The following is a 16,104-nucleotide window of genomic DNA, read 5'->3' on the forward strand; positions in this document are numbered from 1 at the left end:
TTTCAACAAACTTCCAATAGGTGCCGTAAGCATAAACCATGATTGAAGTGCGCTTATATGTACTGGCATGATATTCTTTTCTTTTTACATCAAGTAAGGTATACAATTTACAAAATAAGTAAATGATATGTTTTGTAAGGGGGGAATCGCTATGAACACTAATGTGACTAAACCCTAAACCCTTTATTCCATCCCCAAGTTCATAGCGATTACCGTTCTAAAAAATTCAGGTCTCATTCGAGTACCTGTTTTTTTCATCGTTTTTTATAGTTTTTAGGGCATTATCATTTACTACGTGTCGGATGTCCATTGATATAATTTATACTGTCTTTCATTTCTTCTAATAATTTTGTTTGTCTTTTTAGTTGCCTAATCGTACTAATAGCAAACCAAATTATAAAAATAATCGGAATTATGTAAAACAACAGTCCTACTATCGAAAATAAACTAAATATAATATCTCCATTATTATAATTATTCAAATCCTAAACCTCCTGTCTTTAAACAAGATTGTAGCATACTAGATTTCAATTTGGTATTAAAATGGAAAATGTCAATGTGTTATAACGATTATTCTTTGCAGGCTACTCACTTTTCCCACAGAAAACGAGTAGCCCTCTTCTACAAAGAATTAACCTGAAATAAGACGTTTTTCTTTTAATGATCCCACTTGACCAAGAATTAGGGCTCCGAACATTTGTATAATCGTCTTCACTATAATTTGTCCTACAATAGCGGCAGGTACTGCTTCCCAAGGCAATATATTAGCTCCAAGTGGACTCAATCCAATGACTACAAAGATTGCAGAATCCAAAAACCCTCCCACGATTCCACTGTAAAGCACTCGCCAAGCCATTGGTAATTTCAGTCGACTATAGATTTCTGTATCAGCTGTTTCAGCCACAACAAATGAGACAGCCGATGCTACCACAATTAAAAGTGTATCCCCGAGTATGAATGACACTACTGCTGATAAAATTAAAGCTGTAACGATAAAGAAATATGTCTTTGTTCTACCATATTTATTTTGCACAAGGTCCCTGAAAATAAAGGTCGCCCCTATTAAAAGCGTCCCCATTGGAACAATAAACATCCCAAACTGTAATGGCGCAAATGCTGCTGTTACCACATTAGCGATGATAATCGATAATAAATAAAATAAAATTCTCATTCTGGTACTCCTCTAATACATTTATAGACATTTCGTAATGGCACACTATACACCTCTTTTATTTCCCCATACAAGAGTGTGCAACTGTGGCAATACTTTAACATCCTTTAATTCTTCATCTTTCAACACGCTATCAATCAGTGCATGATATTTATCTAGTAAATTTTTCATTAATCGCGAATTGTCATTCGTTGTGAGATCATCATTGCCGACTTGAAGATAAAAGGGGATAGTTGGAAATTGATGGTGAATTTGTTTAGCAAAATCGTAATCCTCTTGAGTAAAAACGACTATTTTTAGAGAAATATGGTGATGACTATTTCGCAATCTAAGTTTTCCAAAAATATCCACCAACACTGAATACTCTGTTGTCATACCTGAACTAGGCGCCTTGGGAGAAATGGTCAATTCATCAATGTCGTACATCCAGTTCTGCCACCTACTTCCTTGTGTTTCCACCGCAACCTTTATGTTGTTTTCTTTTAAAATGGCAATAAGCGCCTCTAAATTAGCATAAAGTGCAGGATTGCCGCCTGAAATCGTAACATATGAAAAGCCATTACCCCCAAGACGCTTCAACTCTGCCCAAATCTCTTCCGCTGTCATTTGAACAATAAGATGCTTTCCGCTACCGTCCCACGTAAACGACGAATCACACCACGAACAAGAATAATCACAGCCAGCCGTTCTTACAAACATGGTCTTTTGGCCCACTACCATTCCCTCGCCTTGAATTGTCGGTCCAAAGATCTCGATAACAGGTATCTTACTCAACTTCCATCCACTCCCGTCTCGCTTCTGCATAGCTTGTTGGAGTTTCATATAGTCTGATAAATTCTACACGCGCACCATTATTTCTTTGCTCATCACGCAAGGCCACTACCATGGTATCGTAAATCCAAACAACTATATTTTCTGCTGTAGTATTCATAGGTGGAAGCGTTTCGTTTAAATAACGGTGATCCAGATGAATCTCAATTTTTTGTTTCCATATTCTTTTGATATCACCAAAATCAATCATCAAGCCGCGTTCATCTGTATATCCACTAAGTCCCAATACAACACGATAAGTATGGCCATGTAGGTTTTTACATTTGCCCTCATAATGATGTAAATGATGAGCAGCATCGAAGGTAAATTCTTTGCTTACAAGCACACGCTTAGCATGATAGTTCAATTGATTACTTTGGATATCTACCCCTATTTTTTGGAGCTTATCGACGATTTTAAAATCTGACATGCTTAAAACTCCTTCCTATAGCTTAGATACTCATCAAGCCCTTTTTTTCGCAGTTTACATGCGGGGCATTCCCCACAACCATCTGCGATTACTCCGTTATAGCAAGTCAATGTTCTTTCCCGAACAAATTCTAGAGCCCCAAACTGATCGGCAAGCTCCCATGTCTGCGCTTTATTGAGCCACATTAACGGTGTATCAATCACAAAGGAATTATCCATCGATAAATTTAACGTTACATTCAAGGACTTAATAAAAACATCTCGGCAATCCGGATATCCACTGAAATCCGTTTCACATACACCAGTTACAATATGCTTGGCTCCTATTTGACTTGCTAAAACACCAGCGAATGAAAGAAAAAGAAGGTTTCGTCCAGGTACAAATGTCGATGGAAGCTCACCATTTTGACCGTCTTCCACTTTAATGTCTTGTCGTGTCAATGCATTCGGAGCAAGCTGATTTAAGAGGGTCATATCAAGTATGTGATGCTTAATACCAAGCTCCTCTGCTATCTGTTCCGCACATTCAATTTCAAGGCGATGTCTTTGTCCATAATTAAAAGTCACGGCCTCAATCTCTGCAAAACGTTCTTTTGCCCAAAACAGACAAGTTGTACTATCCTGACCTCCACTAAATACAACAATTGCTTTCTCCTGCTTCATCTATAAAAACTCCCTTTGATGGAAAAAACAGCACGCTAAGAAAAGGTGCTGCTTTCTCCTTAGTTTTTTTAAGAGGGTAGCTAAAAACCTCTTTTTTGATTGGACTAACTAATTTCTCGTTATCGATTATCAATTTTTTCTGGATAAAGGTCATGGTTCATTAAACGGTAATTTGCGATTTCTTCATATTTAGTCTCTGGCTTCCCATAGTTACACCACGGATCGATTGAAATCCCCCCACGTGGCGTAAACTTCCCCCAAACCTCGATATATCGAGGGTCAAGCAATGTAATTAAGTCATTCATAATGATGTTAACGCAATCTTCATGGAAATCACCGTGATTTCTAAAACTGAATAAATACAACTTTAGTGATTTACTCTCTACAATTTTTTTGTCTGGAATATACGAGATGTACATCGTTGCAAAATCAGGTTGATTGGTAAGCGGGCATAAACTAGTGAACTCTGGACAATTAAACTTAACGAAATAATCGCGATTGGAATGAAGATTATCTACTGCCTCCAATACCTCAGGTGCATATTCAAATGAATAGTTCGTTCCTTGATTACCTAATAATGTTAAATCCTTTAGTCCTTCTTCATGACTTCGACCAGACATAAAAAAACCTCCTTGTAAAATGTTTCCCAACACTTTCAAGAGAGGCTTTACCAATTCATCTATTAAAACATACGTCTAAACATAAAAAAGCCACGTCCGATATGGACATGGCAAATTGTCATGTTTCCATAGTTTTTTATAGAGGGTATCAGCTATGAACCTCTCCCGATCAAGTTCGGGCATTCTTTTCCTCCATATAATACGAAAAATAGTACGAAACGTCAAATAGATTTTTTCATACAAAATCCCAGAATTGCTTCTTCTGAAATTACACTGTCATTCTAGGCTATATTTTAGCAGCTCATAAAATCTTAGCTGGGCATAGTTTCATTACTATTCGTAAAAAATAAAACCTGAGTGTAGTATTACTTAAATCCTATAATCCACTCTAAAGTAATACTATTATAGTCGGTTAGAAGTGACCTTTCTCAGCTCTATTAGCGCAAAATTAGCTAGATAATGCTCCCTTAAAATGAAAAAGCTCCTAACATATTTTCAAACTGAAATAAATCAACTACAATGGACAAATGGTAGAAATTCTAAAATCTACCCAATTACCTTAATTTATACAAATTTACTGTGAAGGAGCACGAACATGAAAAAGAAGTTTTTATCCTTACTCATGACCGTCATAATGGTCCTGTCCGTAAGTGTAGCGGTGTATGCTGATGAAAAGTCACCACCTGCGACAAGAGGAGAAATTGTTAAAACCTTGTTGATAGCTGCAGATACCTATCAACCAGGACTAAATAAGGAGGCAATTATACAAGGCTCTAAAAACAAAGATTTACGAGAAAATGAGCCAGCGAAGAAAGTTGAAGCTTTAGTTATGTTGAGCAGAGCATTCGGCGAATTGCCAAAGCCTGTTGGAAATGATCTTCGCAGTGGCACATTTGGAGTTGAGTATACTGATGTACCTACATGGGCTAAGAAAGATATCGATAAACTGACTAAAGCAGGCATACTGACAGGCAACCCTGACGGTACATTAGGAGCAAATGAAGAAATTACTATCGATGAATTCCAAAACCTGATTGCCAGAATATGGACACTTAAAGGTTCCCATTTAAACGATGATTTTTATGAAGCCATCAATAAGGAATGGTTAAATAAATCGACTATTCCAGTCGGAGAAATCATGGGCGGCGGATTTTCTGAGCTTCAAAAACAGAATACTGATAAAATCGAAAAGATAATAGATGAGCTCTCTGGCAAACAATTTGCAAAAGGATCAAAAGAGCAGAAAATTGCCGATTTCTATTCGACAGCATTGGATACAAACAATAGAAATAAACAAGGAATTGAGCCCATTCAAACATATGTAAAAGCAATTGATGAAGCTAAAACTCTTGCTGAACTTGTGCAAGCAGATCTTCATTTGGAGAAAGAATTAGGTATAAGCTCACTATTCAGCTTTGCCATTATGAACGATGCAAAGAATAGCAGTGAAAATGCTTTGTATTACACTGGGTTAGCTACTGGTTTGGATAAGAACAGTTTTGTAACTGAAGACTCTAACGCGAAAAAAGCCTATATTCAGTATATGACCAGACTATTAGTACTATCGGGCGAAAAAGAATCTACGGCAATTGCTCTAGCAGAGAAAATTTATGAAATGGAAAAAAGCTTAGCTTCCGTATCACTTGACCCTCATGAACAAGGCGACGTTAAGAAATACTATAACCCTTATACAATCGAGCAATTTAACAGCATGTTCAAAACAGTAGATATGAAACAAGTTTTAAATTCGATGAAAGTTGACAGTGTTGATAAAGTCATCGTATTTGATGTGAAGCTGGCGCAAAAAGGCGCGGAGCTCTTGAATGAAAAGAATCTTAATGTGCTGAAAGCTTACTCTAAATTGCAGCTCCTTATGGCAACTGGCGGTCTGTTGTCAGATGAATTCGGAGATGCTGCTAATGAGTTTTCTGCAACGTTATATGGAGTTTCAGGCGTAAAAACAGATAAGGAAATCGCAATAGCTAAGACAACTAGCACAATGAGCGGATACTTGGAGCAACTGTTCGCCGAAGAACATTTTTCACCAAAAGCTAAAAAAGATGTTGAACAAATGGTAGATAAGTTAATTGCTACGTATGAGGAAAGAATCAAATCCCTTGATTGGATGTCAGAAACAACAAAAGCTAAAGCAATTAAAAAGCTGGATACAATGATTGTTAAAATCGGTTACCCAGATAAGTGGGATACGACATTAGATAAAGTAACTATCAAGACATATGACGAAGGTGGTTCGCTATTTTCTAATACCTTCACAGTAACCAAAGCATACATTGATAACACAAAAGCTAAGCTAGGAAAACCAGTAGATAGAACGGCATGGGTAACGAGTGTCTATACCGTTAATGCTTTTTACAATCCTCTTAATAACGAAATTACGTTCCCTGCTGGTATTCTTCAAGCGCCTTTTTATGATATTAACGCTAAACCTGAAGAAAATTATGGTGCCATTGGCATGATTATTGGTCATGAAATCAGCCATGCATTTGATAACAATGGATCTGCATACGACGAAAATGGAAATGCAAATAACTGGTGGACAGAAGAAGACTTTAAGAAATTCGAAGAGAAAAACCAAAAGCTGATTGAGTTTTATAATGCCATTGAGATTATTCCTGGTGTTTTGAATGACGGTCAGCTTACATTAAGCGAGAATGGCGCTGATTTAGGTGGAATGGCGGCTTCACTGCAGGTTGTCTCTCAAATGAGTAATCCAGATTTTAAAGCATATTTCGAAAGTAATGCAAAAATGTGGAAATCCACAACAACAAAAGAATTTGCAGCAATTTTGAGCAAAAATGATGTACATTCATCCAATAAAGTTCGGGTAAACCGCACGATTGTAAACTTCCAGGAATTCTATGACACCTATGGAATTAAGCCTGGAGATGGCATGTATGTAGCTCCGAAAGATCGAGTTTCCATCTGGTAAACAGCTAATTCAATAGCTCTTACATCCCTATAAAAAAGTTAAGTGACTGTCTAGAGAAAGAGTATGGCGCTTTACTAAGATTGTTGCTGTTAAAACAAAAAGGCAGATTTAATCTATACATTTAGATTAAATTCTGTCTTTTGTTTCAATATTTCATGCATTAAATTTATCCATATTAGCAACCTTATCATTTTGGCTTACCTACTAAAACAAACGAGTAAAAGTTTCTCTAAATATTACCTATCATCACTTCATGTACTTTAAGGGGATAAAAAAACATCTTTCACCCACACTAATGGTGGAGGTGAGATGATGATGGGTAATAATAAACATAAAAATAATAAAACGCAAGACAACAAAAAACAACAGAATCAAAATCAAAATGCTAACAGAGAGCGTAAAAACAGAGAAGAGTTCGCAGAGGAAATAGATTTCAGTCAAATTATAAATGAAAAGAATAAATAATTAATGTGGAACGTAGCCCCAATATCCTTTTAAAAAGCTGTATATTGGGGCTTTTTGTATTTCCTTAAACGAACCCCCTTCTATTGGCTATTTATACATTACCTAGATAGCTTCGTGTTATATTCTGAAGAACAATTTGTCCATTCTTACTGTATTTTTCGAATAACCCCGACAGGAGAAAAATGAAATTTTCATATTCGTCGTCGTGTTTTTTTGGAGCATACGAAGCTGATAAATTCCTTCCCAAGAAATCCTCATAATTAAAAATCAAATCATTTTGATACTTTATAAGCTCATACTTTCCATCCTTAAAAAAGCTGTTAAAAATTGCTGGAGTATCTTCCATTCCACCGCTAAATCCTTTGAAATTCGAACAGGTCTTTTGGCAAATTGCTGCATTCTCTTGAATAATTGGACTAGTTAAATCTCTACTATTCCACACAAGAGCAACATTTGCATTTTGTTTTAATATCCGTTGACATTCCATTTTAAAAGCTTTTTTATCAAACCAATGAAATGCCTGTGCCACAGTTACTAAATCAATACTATTGCCTTTTAATGTGGTATGTTCAGCAGTTCCTTTTATTGATTTAAAACGAGAATGGAAGCTTAAAGACTCCTCAGCCATCTTTCTCATGTCGTCATTTGGCTCCACACCAATAACATTCATCCCTTTTTCAAGTAACTGACGGCTCAATATCCCCGTACCTGAACCAATATCTGCCACCGTCTGTTCTCCTTTAAGTTGGTTTGCTGAAAACAAATAATCAATATATTCATTAGGGTAACTAGGGCGATATTTCGCATATATTTCGGCCTTGTCCGTAAAATTTTCAGTTGTTTTCACTGTACACCCTTCCTCCCCACACTATTTTCTTTAATGTTTTGATAATGAGATAAGGATCATACCTTACCAAAATTCATTATCACTCACACTTTATTAGCCCTCCGAAGCTTCAACACTTTTACAAACCATTAATACATTTCCTTCTAAATCTTTGAACACAAAATAAAAATCATCCTGTATTTCTGTTAAAAGTTCAACATGATTGTCTTTCATAAATTGATAAGAAGCTTGGATATCGTCCGTCACAAACTGAATGGATGGAACTTGGTAGGTGGCAATATCTCCATCCTCTTTTCTCCACATTGGCATAGCATCTAAAATCAACCCAGCCGTTCCTTCCATGGGTGCCACGAATAAATGCCCAAAATGTTCTTCTCCCCCCTCCAAACCAAATATTTTCCTGTACCATTCTATTGCCTTCTCTAAGTTACGAACTGGAACAAACACAGCACCCACTCTGTTTTTAATTGGGGTACTATTGTTAGAAATAATCATTCATACACTCTCCTTCCAATCAAGCATTCCATATACTTTAGAATTCTACCTCACCCTACTATTCACCTTTATTAGTTATCTATTACAACATCACTATCACAGCAAAAAAAAAAGCGTTAATCGATGGAGGATTAACGTCACAAATGTTTCTTTATTTTTATCTCTCATTTTAACCTCTAGCTTAAGATCATTCATCTATCCTGATTTTCATAATAAGCTTCATCCGCATATTTTCGGTCTGTTCCTTTTAGGTAGGCTAGGATGATTGTCGGACGCTTAAGTAAAATCCAATCCCCATTTTTATCAAATTTTCTACTTGATGTGATCATTCCATTTTGAATTGTCCCATATTTTTTCCCGTTCTTTTTTCCCCACATTTTTAATCGTTTAGCAAAATCTGCATCTTCTGCCATAAGCATTTCTTCATTAAAACCATTAATCGATTTAAAATCCTTTTTATTACACCAAAAGATTCCCACAGATATGGCTCCATATTTAAAGAATAATGGACCAATCAATAACATAGCTGAAACAAAAATTCCTAAAGACATTCTCTCAAACTTCCCTGTAACTCCACCGCCAATGTATTTTCCAGAGCTTAAATACTCCTCTGCCTTTAACAACACATGGTCATTCATCCGTGTATCTGCATCAATCGTTACGATGATTTCACCTCTTGCTATTTCAACACCAGCATTCCTTATCTTAGAGAGGTTCTTGTCGTTATTCTCTAATACGATACAATTGTACGATTTTGCAATATCCTCCGTTCTGTCTGTACATCTATTTAATACAACAATGATTTCCACTTGATGTTCAAATGGCTTGGAAGCTTTTAATATGGATTCTATGCATTTTCCAATGTACTGTTCTTCGTTATGCGCGGGTATTACAACTGAAAATTTTATATCCTCCTTATTTTTTTCCTTTAAAACGTTCTCCTTTTCATTCATGTAAAATCTCCCCTTTAACTAACAGTAACTTACATAAGAGTGAATAATATGGAAATAAAATCAAAGTGGCACTACCTATTCACTTTATTTCCAAACCTACCCATTAATTATTATCTCATTGAATTAATGGTCTCAGCTAGTTAGAATTTGAATTTTTTTCTAATTATTATGTATTGTAGAAATAAAAAAATTAGAAGTCTTTATCAACATAAGTTTTTCCTTTTCCCACATTTCAGAACGCCTAAATTTCCTTTCGTCACCTTCTAGAACATTATGTGAATAAGCTTCTGAGTTCAAATTTACAACAAACTGCAAAACCAAAAGGCATAAACCCCTTGAAGTGATGCTGTTGCGTTTTTAATCAAGAGGAAATGATGAGATGAAAAGATTCGTGTAGAATATCAGCTACACAAGCTTGAAGTGCGTGCCAACACATCCCTTGAACTTGAACACCTGCAAGCTTGCTTTCTCAAGAGAGCTGATTGGGATCAAAGCCCATTCAAAATCTATTTTTTGCCATCAAAGAGTACGAATTATTCAAAAGAAATGGGCCATTAAATAGAATAGTATGCTACGGGAGAATGAGAACGTGGTGAATTGAGCAAATGTAAAGTTCACTGCTCCTGTAGAAAGTGCGGTTATAAGCAGATCACACGTTAACAACAGATAAATAGACAGGAAATAGACGATCATGACTATTTCCTCTTTGTCGATATGATTTCATTCCCCCATGATGATGTATTATATTTCCCTTGTGAAAAGCTATCTAGCTAGGAAATAAAAAAATAATTTCCCGGGTAAGCGCAAGAAATGACAAGTTTAGTCTCCTCTTTTAACACTAGACGACTGATTTCATCATAATCCTTGACTTACTCAAGCATCCGAGTAGTATTCTTACCCTCATCATATTGCCTTTCAATAATAGTCGATAGGAAATTTCCAAAAGAATGTTGTATCTATCGGCCAGCCATTTTTGTCTTGCCTCGCGCGTGTTTATGCAGTGTTCGGCCATCGACTGCCTCCCATTTCCCATTTTTTTCTAATCCTATATTCAATTTTTTTAATAGACACATTACCAATCATCTTCCATATTCGATTCATATACTATTAATGAAAATAAGATAAGATGTATTTTTTTAAAACTTACATGTTTCACTGTGAAAATAATCAACTTTTTTCACCCGTATAACTCTCGTAAATCTCATTGGATAGGTAAATGAATTTGAAGTTTTTCAGTAAATATTATTGTTTTGGAAGGAGGTGAAAAAATGGCACTTTCAATTATAAATATTCATGTAAATGTTACAGGAACTTCGACTAAATTCTTTAATATTTTAGCAGCCAATTTAACTGTCACAGATGGCACAACTATTGCTGCAACTGCCTTTTTAAACGATAGTGGAAATGCCGCTACTGCTTTCCCAGTAGTAACTAATGGCTACTATAATTTCTATATTAATGGCGTATTACAAGAAGGCGGCTCCTATACAGTTTCTGCGACAGAATTAACATTTAATGGCGTTACAGGCACGCTTACTGCAGGTACACCTTTAGTAATCGAAGCAGTAGAATTAGTTACACAAACGTAATGAGTTATTAATTCACATTCCTTTTGTTCGAGGGTCACTACATCCCAAGTGACCCTTCAAATACTTCAAGGCATTGCCACTACAGCAAAATTTTAATTTTCTTATGCACTTTAATAACTGATTTAAAAAAGTAATAAACTAATAAAAAGTTCATAGAATAGCATTGCATCATTCATAAATAATTAGGATGGGTACGAAACTATTTAACGAAGGAGAATGTTTATGAGCATTGAAATTATTAAACTCGCACCAACATTATTACATGTATTTAAAGCTGGAGAGTCGATTCCTAAAAAAGAAAAGCGCGTTATTTATGGACAAGCTACATCAGATGCAAATGGTATCGCTACTTTTTATTTCACAGACAATGCAATAGCGAGTGGCAATCCTTTGTTAACAACTATTGATTTCGCAGTATCAAGCGTATACTCTACAAATACAACCATTAATTTAAGACCTCGGGTACAAATGAGAGAGAAGAATATTGCCGCAAAATATGTTTCTGCAAATGTGACAAATATTAGCGGTGTAACAGTATTAGGCATTAATGTATTAGGGTCAGAAAATCCAGTAAGTGGTGTTGTTGTAGATTTTATGGTTCTAGGTAGCTTTGATCAATCCTAATGCATCTACTAAATGATGTAATAAAAAAGATGTCTAGAAAGGAGAGCCTTTTTGAACATCTTTTTCTTATTGCAAAGGAATATTCAGTTCAATATTTTCCCCCATGGGATTGGCATCATAATTCAAATAAGTTTTTGCTTTTCCATTATATTCTTCAAATTGTGTTCTCTCCACTACGTATTACTCATCTCGTGAAATCGAAATACCTTTGTGTATTGCGTGCCTTTCTAATTCAAATTTTATCCTTTCCACCTCCTTCCTCCATTAGATGGAGTAATTCTTCATTCCGTTCAAAAATTTAATTATCACCAATAGAACAAAACCAGCAAAACACAATATATCTGTGTCTTACTGGTTTTGTAGAAGCCCACCCTTTACCGTGAGATGGGGAAACTCCAAGTTCCGTGCATCAGCAAAGGCATGTTACGTTTGTTTCACTTATCTATAACAATTCGTACATTTCTATGTATTCATTACCTCTTTCTGTGTAGAAATATACAGGGTATTTCTGTTGGAGGAATAATCTTTTTGGTACCTGAACTCAACATAAAATGTTTTTTGAATATGGTTTACTGCGTATACACTCCGATGAATCCATCATCGTTCCCATTATTAACGAGTTTGATTTCATTATATGGATTCTTCTTATAACTCTCTAACAGAAATAGCGTTTTTTTATTTGTATTACTTCCTTCTGTCGTTGTATAGGTAAGAGTTAAAATTTTCTTTTCCTTATCAAATTTAAACGAGTAATCAGAGTAATTCCTAGTAGTTGAATTTATCAAAATATATGTTTTATGCTTATTCTTGTCGTAAGCATAAATTCCATCCTTTAAATCATCTCCAAATGTGTTAAGAACCCTTTTACTTTCTTCATGATTAATATCCAGTTCTAGTACTCTTACATTTTCCAATTTTGTATTTTCGGAAATTACCATTTCAGGATTGCTCACTTCTTCGTAGTTAACATTTACTCCATAGCTACAAGCCGTTTGCATCAACAATAATCCGAGTAAAGCACAAAATGTTAACCTCTTTTTCACGACTCTTATTCCACCTTCTCTTAAAATTTAATAACATTGGTTAATACTTACATATTATACAATAAGCAAACCTTCTATATACAAATATTGCCACTTAGTATATAATGGAAATTGAATTACAAATATAGGGGAGGTTGTTAAAAGATGACAGCAATAACTGGAAATAAGTTACTTAGTTCGTTACTCTTTAGCTTTGTGTTATTTTTAGTGTTTAGTTGCAGTAGCCTTTTAGTCCATGCAGCCGAGAGTGATTCAGAATTACTACCCTTTGAGGAATTAGAATTAGTGACAGATAATAGGTATAGCATAACAACAGAAGACGGCGGCATGATTCTGTTTGAATCAGAAGCAGATTATCAATCCTATCTGAATAACAGCAAACAACTATTATGTGCTACATGTAATCAAACAACACAGACTACACTTGAAAAATATACTGTTTCACGGGCATTTATTGGTTACCACCCTGCTACACCAGGTTGGGATAAAGTGAAAAGTGTATCCATTGCTGGTGGCATCACTTGGAGTATAAACGGCTCCTTTGCACAAGGTTCATCGACGTTCGGTATTTCATTTTCACATAGCTTTACTTCTACAAGGACTTATGAATCGCAATACCCTAATAAATATGTCCGAGTTGGTGTTAGAAAAGACGTTATTTACCACAAAGTAAAAAATGTAGTGAAAAACCCTATGGGTACAATCATCAACACGTATATAACTGAAACTGCAACTCCAATTGGTGATACGTATACTGAATTAATGTATAAAAATTAAGTAGCTATTTAGCAGTACAAGCTATGAATATCCTGCTACGAAAACCCAACTACAATCTGTTTGTAGTTGGGTTTTTAATGACTTCGTAAAATAAAAGCAACTCAAGCATACTCATTTTAATTAAAATAGAATAATTATTGTCCATTGTGGCGCACAATCATAAGAGAATGGCGCATTAAAGTAATTCTAGAGGATATTGTTAAATCAATGTTTGTAAAAGTAAATCAAGTGGGGGTGTACGACCGTTATTGAAGTTTGTACCCCAGATTATCGGTTAGCATAATAAGTATTATATGGCAGGTGTTTGAAAATCTCTACTTAATTTAAAATTGTTTAATGGTTTAGGACTTTCTTTTGAAATATCTTTATTTCTTCAGAATAATACTTATCGCCTCCCCATATATTGCACTGATGCAAATGATTATAGAAGGGAGGATATCATGTCTTCACAATATAAGTATTGGAAACCTTATATCGGCCCATTCGATCCATGTCCACCTATAAAAGTTAAAGTTTATGCTACACCCCCACAATTATATATGGGCTTTCAACCACCCGGATTACCTCAATTCCCAACCCCTCAAGAAGCACTTCTAGCCGGAACTTTATGGCCTCAATTGTTTAGTCCCTACCCACCACCAAAAAGGAGGGATGAAAAGTGAGTAAAAAGATGCCACCCGAATTTTATACCCTACTTGAAGAAATACAAGCGATCGATTTTGTCATTGTTGAATTAAACTTATATCTGGATACTCATCCCGATGACTATGATGCCATTCAGCAATTTAATGAAAACACTGAAAAAAGTATGAAACTTAAAGTCAAATTTGAGCAAAAATTTGGTCCATTAATGAATTTTGGAAGAAGTTATTCTGATTATCCTTTCAATTGGGTTGATACACCTTGGCCATGGCAAGTATAAATTCTGAGTCCGGGAGGAATAATTTTTGCGGTTAAGGTTAGTACATGTAATCCCATGCTCGCAAAGTATTTAACGGAGCAATATGGTGATGCTGATGGGGAATTAGCTGCAGCTCTAGAAATTTTAAAGGATGACAGAAATCAAAAGAAAATTTTCTAAAAATGTAGTAGACCACTTTTCTAGGTGGTCTCAGACTGTAGACAAACTCAAAAAATTTGAGAGTTTGCCTACAGTCTTCTTTTTTCTTTTACAATGAAATAAAGTAAAGCCGTTGATTTCCACTACGGGCGGGGGCGGGGTCGAGCTACTTCCCTCGCTTCGCTCAGTCCAGGATATCGACTTTCCCGCTTTTCCCGCAGGAGTCGCCGCCCTTCGTTCCCATCAACTTCTACATAAAGTACTCCATCTACATAGGGTGTTGAAAAGTAAATGCTCCATGCAGACCATTTATTTATCGATTCTACGCATGTGAAAGCGAGTGTGAATAAACGGAAGTATGATAAAAAGGTTGTGCGAAAAGAAACACGGGCTTATGAAGAAAAACTTCCATTAGAGTTAAATATGGATCGTGAAGAACACGGAAAAAAGCCCCTTCCCCTGGAGAAGTTTGAAAAGGAAGAATGGAAAGAAACAAAGGGCAGATATTGAAGTATGCGACAACGACGAAGGAAGGATATCGCCAATATAAATCGAATCCTTTGATTTGTGCGAAGTGTCCATGCCTTTCCCAATGTACAGAAAGTAAGCATCATCAAAAACTCATTCAACGTCATATTTGGGCGTCGTATGTGGAGGAAGCTGAACATTTACGCCATTCCTATGACATCAAATAAATTTATGCCAAGCGCAAAGAAACGATTGAGCGTGTCTTTGCGGATGCAAAAGAAAAGCATGGTATGCAATGGACAACCTTAAGAGGTCTAAAAAAATTGTCCATGCAGGCGATGCTTACTTTTGCTGCCATGAATTTAAAGAAACTAGCTACTTGGACGTGGCAGACAGCTTAAGAGAGCCCTATGCTCGAAGAGTATGTTGAATACAGCAATGATTTACCAAATATTGAAAATGAAAGAGAAAGAAAAATAAAAAGCCATCGACAATAAACTTCTCGATGACTTTTGTCTACAGTCTGAGACCACTTTTCTAGGTGGTCTGTTTTCATTATTTTGCATTTTTTTAGTATTACATTTATGAAACGGGTCATGGCCTTTTTCTCAAGTATGAATTAGTAGTTTAGCGCTTAAAATAACTCAGTGCTCAATTAAATGAGCACCGGGTTATTTATTTGTAACTTGTGAAATTTCACCCTTTAAACGATACAATTTTTAGCAATTACGACTTTACTTCGTTTGCAATGAATGTATGACAATCAATTTTTTGATCTTTATCTATACCATTCATTAATGCATACTTATTCCCCCATTCACACATTGTGTTTAAAACTGGTACAAATGACTTACCTAAATCAGTCAAGCTGTACTCTACTTTTGGTGGCACTTCTTTAAATATTTCTCGTTGTACAAGCCCATCTCTTTCTAGTTGTTTCAATTGATCTGTTAAAACTTTTTGTGTAATTCCTGGTATGAATTCATAAAATTCTTTTGTTCTTACAGATTTTTGGCTCAAAAAAAAGAGGATTAAACACTTCCATTTTCCACCTGCAATATTCATAAAAATATTGATGCCAGTATTATATTTAACCATATGCTTTCTCTCCCTAAATAGGCACAAAAAAGTAGCTATACC

Annotated in this window: 17 protein-coding genes, 4 pseudogenes and 1 riboswitch; of the genes and pseudogenes, 10 read left to right on the forward strand and 11 right to left on the reverse strand. The window is 35.6% G+C overall.

What is annotated here, in order from left to right; all coding sequences use genetic code 11:
* Nucleotides 1-284 precede the first annotated feature (284 nt).
* The 6 genes from A2J09_RS08220 to queF all read right to left on the reverse strand — a co-directional run bounded on the left by A2J09_RS08220 (nt 285) and on the right by queF (nt 3,693).
* Nucleotides 285-482 (reverse strand): hypothetical protein, encoded by a 198-nt coding sequence (locus tag A2J09_RS08220; RefSeq protein ID WP_036161826.1) that lies wholly within the window; start codon nt 480-482, stop codon nt 285-287.
* Between the two features lie 149 nt (nt 483-631).
* A complete protein-coding gene (locus A2J09_RS08225) occupies nt 632-1,171 on the reverse strand; it encodes a VUT family protein (RefSeq protein WP_012294683.1) in 540 nt (179 codons plus the stop codon).
* A gap of 45 nt (nt 1,172-1,216) precedes the next feature.
* On the reverse strand, nt 1,217-1,945 hold the full coding sequence (gene queE / locus A2J09_RS08230; protein ID WP_036161829.1) for a 7-carboxy-7-deazaguanine synthase QueE: 729 nt from the start codon (nt 1,943-1,945) through the stop codon (nt 1,217-1,219).
* Nucleotides 1,938-2,411, reverse strand: a complete 474-nt coding sequence (gene queD / locus A2J09_RS08235; protein WP_012294685.1) for a 6-carboxytetrahydropterin synthase QueD — start codon at nt 2,409-2,411, stop codon at nt 1,938-1,940. Before queD ends, queE begins: the two co-directional genes overlap by 8 nt.
* A gap of 2 nt (nt 2,412-2,413) precedes the next feature.
* Nucleotides 2,414-3,073 carry a 7-cyano-7-deazaguanine synthase QueC gene (gene queC / locus A2J09_RS08240; protein WP_012294686.1) on the reverse strand — a complete coding sequence of 220 codons (660 nt, stop codon included), beginning with the start codon at nt 3,071-3,073 and terminating at the stop codon, nt 2,414-2,416.
* A gap of 119 nt (nt 3,074-3,192) precedes the next feature.
* Nucleotides 3,193-3,693, reverse strand: a complete 501-nt coding sequence (gene queF / locus A2J09_RS08245) for a preQ(1) synthase (RefSeq protein ID WP_031418567.1) — start codon at nt 3,691-3,693, stop codon at nt 3,193-3,195.
* A gap of 122 nt (nt 3,694-3,815) precedes the next feature.
* Nucleotides 3,816-3,862: riboswitch (PreQ1 riboswitch) on the reverse strand.
* A 660-nt stretch (nt 3,863-4,522) separates the two neighbouring features.
* On the opposite strand from queF, the pseudogene A2J09_RS24655 reads away from it, so the two are divergent.
* The 3 genes and pseudogenes from A2J09_RS24655 to A2J09_RS23695 all read left to right on the forward strand — a co-directional run.
* Nucleotides 4,523-5,875: pseudogene (locus tag A2J09_RS24655) on the forward strand (S-layer homology domain-containing protein); the annotation flags it as partial.
* 192 nt (nt 5,876-6,067) lie between these two features.
* Nucleotides 6,068-6,643: pseudogene (locus A2J09_RS24660) on the forward strand (M13-type metalloendopeptidase); the annotation flags it as partial.
* Nucleotides 6,644-6,955: 312 nt separating this feature from the next.
* Nucleotides 6,956-7,108 carry a hypothetical protein gene (locus tag A2J09_RS23695; RefSeq protein ID WP_155729468.1) on the forward strand — a complete coding sequence of 51 codons (153 nt, stop codon included), beginning with the start codon at nt 6,956-6,958 and terminating at the stop codon, nt 7,106-7,108.
* 91 nt (nt 7,109-7,199) lie between these two features.
* Here the strand turns inward: A2J09_RS23695 and A2J09_RS08255 are convergent, their stop codons facing one another.
* From A2J09_RS08255 to A2J09_RS08265, 3 genes are all read right to left on the reverse strand, one after another.
* Nucleotides 7,200-7,955 (reverse strand): class I SAM-dependent methyltransferase, encoded by a 756-nt coding sequence (locus A2J09_RS08255; protein ID WP_012294690.1) that lies wholly within the window; start codon nt 7,953-7,955, stop codon nt 7,200-7,202.
* A 93-nt stretch (nt 7,956-8,048) separates the two neighbouring features.
* Nucleotides 8,049-8,450 (reverse strand): VOC family protein, encoded by a 402-nt coding sequence (locus A2J09_RS08260; protein ID WP_036161832.1) that lies wholly within the window; start codon nt 8,448-8,450, stop codon nt 8,049-8,051.
* A gap of 191 nt (nt 8,451-8,641) precedes the next feature.
* Nucleotides 8,642-9,403, reverse strand: a complete 762-nt coding sequence (locus tag A2J09_RS08265; protein ID WP_012294692.1) for a glycosyltransferase — start codon at nt 9,401-9,403, stop codon at nt 8,642-8,644.
* 1,268 nt (nt 9,404-10,671) lie between these two features.
* On the opposite strand from A2J09_RS08265, the gene A2J09_RS08270 reads away from it, so the two are divergent.
* A complete protein-coding gene (locus A2J09_RS08270; RefSeq protein WP_031418571.1) occupies nt 10,672-10,992 on the forward strand; it encodes a DUF4183 domain-containing protein in 321 nt (106 codons plus the stop codon).
* A 222-nt stretch (nt 10,993-11,214) separates the two neighbouring features.
* Nucleotides 11,215-11,616 (forward strand): hypothetical protein, encoded by a 402-nt coding sequence (locus tag A2J09_RS08275; protein ID WP_031418572.1) that lies wholly within the window; start codon nt 11,215-11,217, stop codon nt 11,614-11,616.
* 569 nt (nt 11,617-12,185) lie between these two features.
* On the opposite strand, the gene A2J09_RS08280 is transcribed toward A2J09_RS08275, so the two are convergent.
* On the reverse strand, nt 12,186-12,659 hold the full coding sequence (locus A2J09_RS08280; RefSeq protein WP_031418573.1) for a hypothetical protein: 474 nt from the start codon (nt 12,657-12,659) through the stop codon (nt 12,186-12,188).
* A 144-nt stretch (nt 12,660-12,803) separates the two neighbouring features.
* Between A2J09_RS08280 and A2J09_RS08285 the strand changes: the two genes are divergently transcribed.
* From A2J09_RS08285 to A2J09_RS23420, 5 genes and pseudogenes are all read left to right on the forward strand, one after another.
* Nucleotides 12,804-13,436 (forward strand): hypothetical protein, encoded by a 633-nt coding sequence (locus A2J09_RS08285; protein ID WP_012294697.1) that lies wholly within the window; start codon nt 12,804-12,806, stop codon nt 13,434-13,436.
* A 440-nt stretch (nt 13,437-13,876) separates the two neighbouring features.
* Entirely contained in the window at nt 13,877-14,098 is a 222-nt protein-coding gene (locus tag A2J09_RS08290) for a spore coat associated protein CotJA (protein WP_031418574.1), read from the forward strand.
* Entirely contained in the window at nt 14,095-14,358 is a 264-nt protein-coding gene (locus A2J09_RS08295) for a spore coat protein CotJB (protein ID WP_080695204.1), read from the forward strand. Before A2J09_RS08290 ends, A2J09_RS08295 begins: the two co-directional genes overlap by 4 nt.
* Nucleotides 14,359-14,484 (forward strand): annotated as a pseudogene (locus tag A2J09_RS23415) (manganese catalase family protein); the annotation flags it as partial.
* Between the two features lie 303 nt (nt 14,485-14,787).
* A pseudogene (locus A2J09_RS23420) lies at nt 14,788-15,365 on the forward strand (transposase); the annotation flags it as partial.
* 325 nt (nt 15,366-15,690) lie between these two features.
* Here the strand turns inward: A2J09_RS23420 and A2J09_RS08305 are convergent.
* Complete coding sequence (locus A2J09_RS08305) at nt 15,691-16,062, reverse strand: winged helix-turn-helix transcriptional regulator (RefSeq protein ID WP_031416075.1); 372 nt, start codon at nt 16,060-16,062, stop codon at nt 15,691-15,693.
* Nucleotides 16,063-16,104: the final 42 nt, after the last annotated feature.

This window comes from Lysinibacillus sphaericus (assembly GCF_001629735.1).
Taxonomy (GTDB): domain Bacteria; phylum Bacillota; class Bacilli; order Bacillales_A; family Planococcaceae; genus Lysinibacillus; species Lysinibacillus pinottii.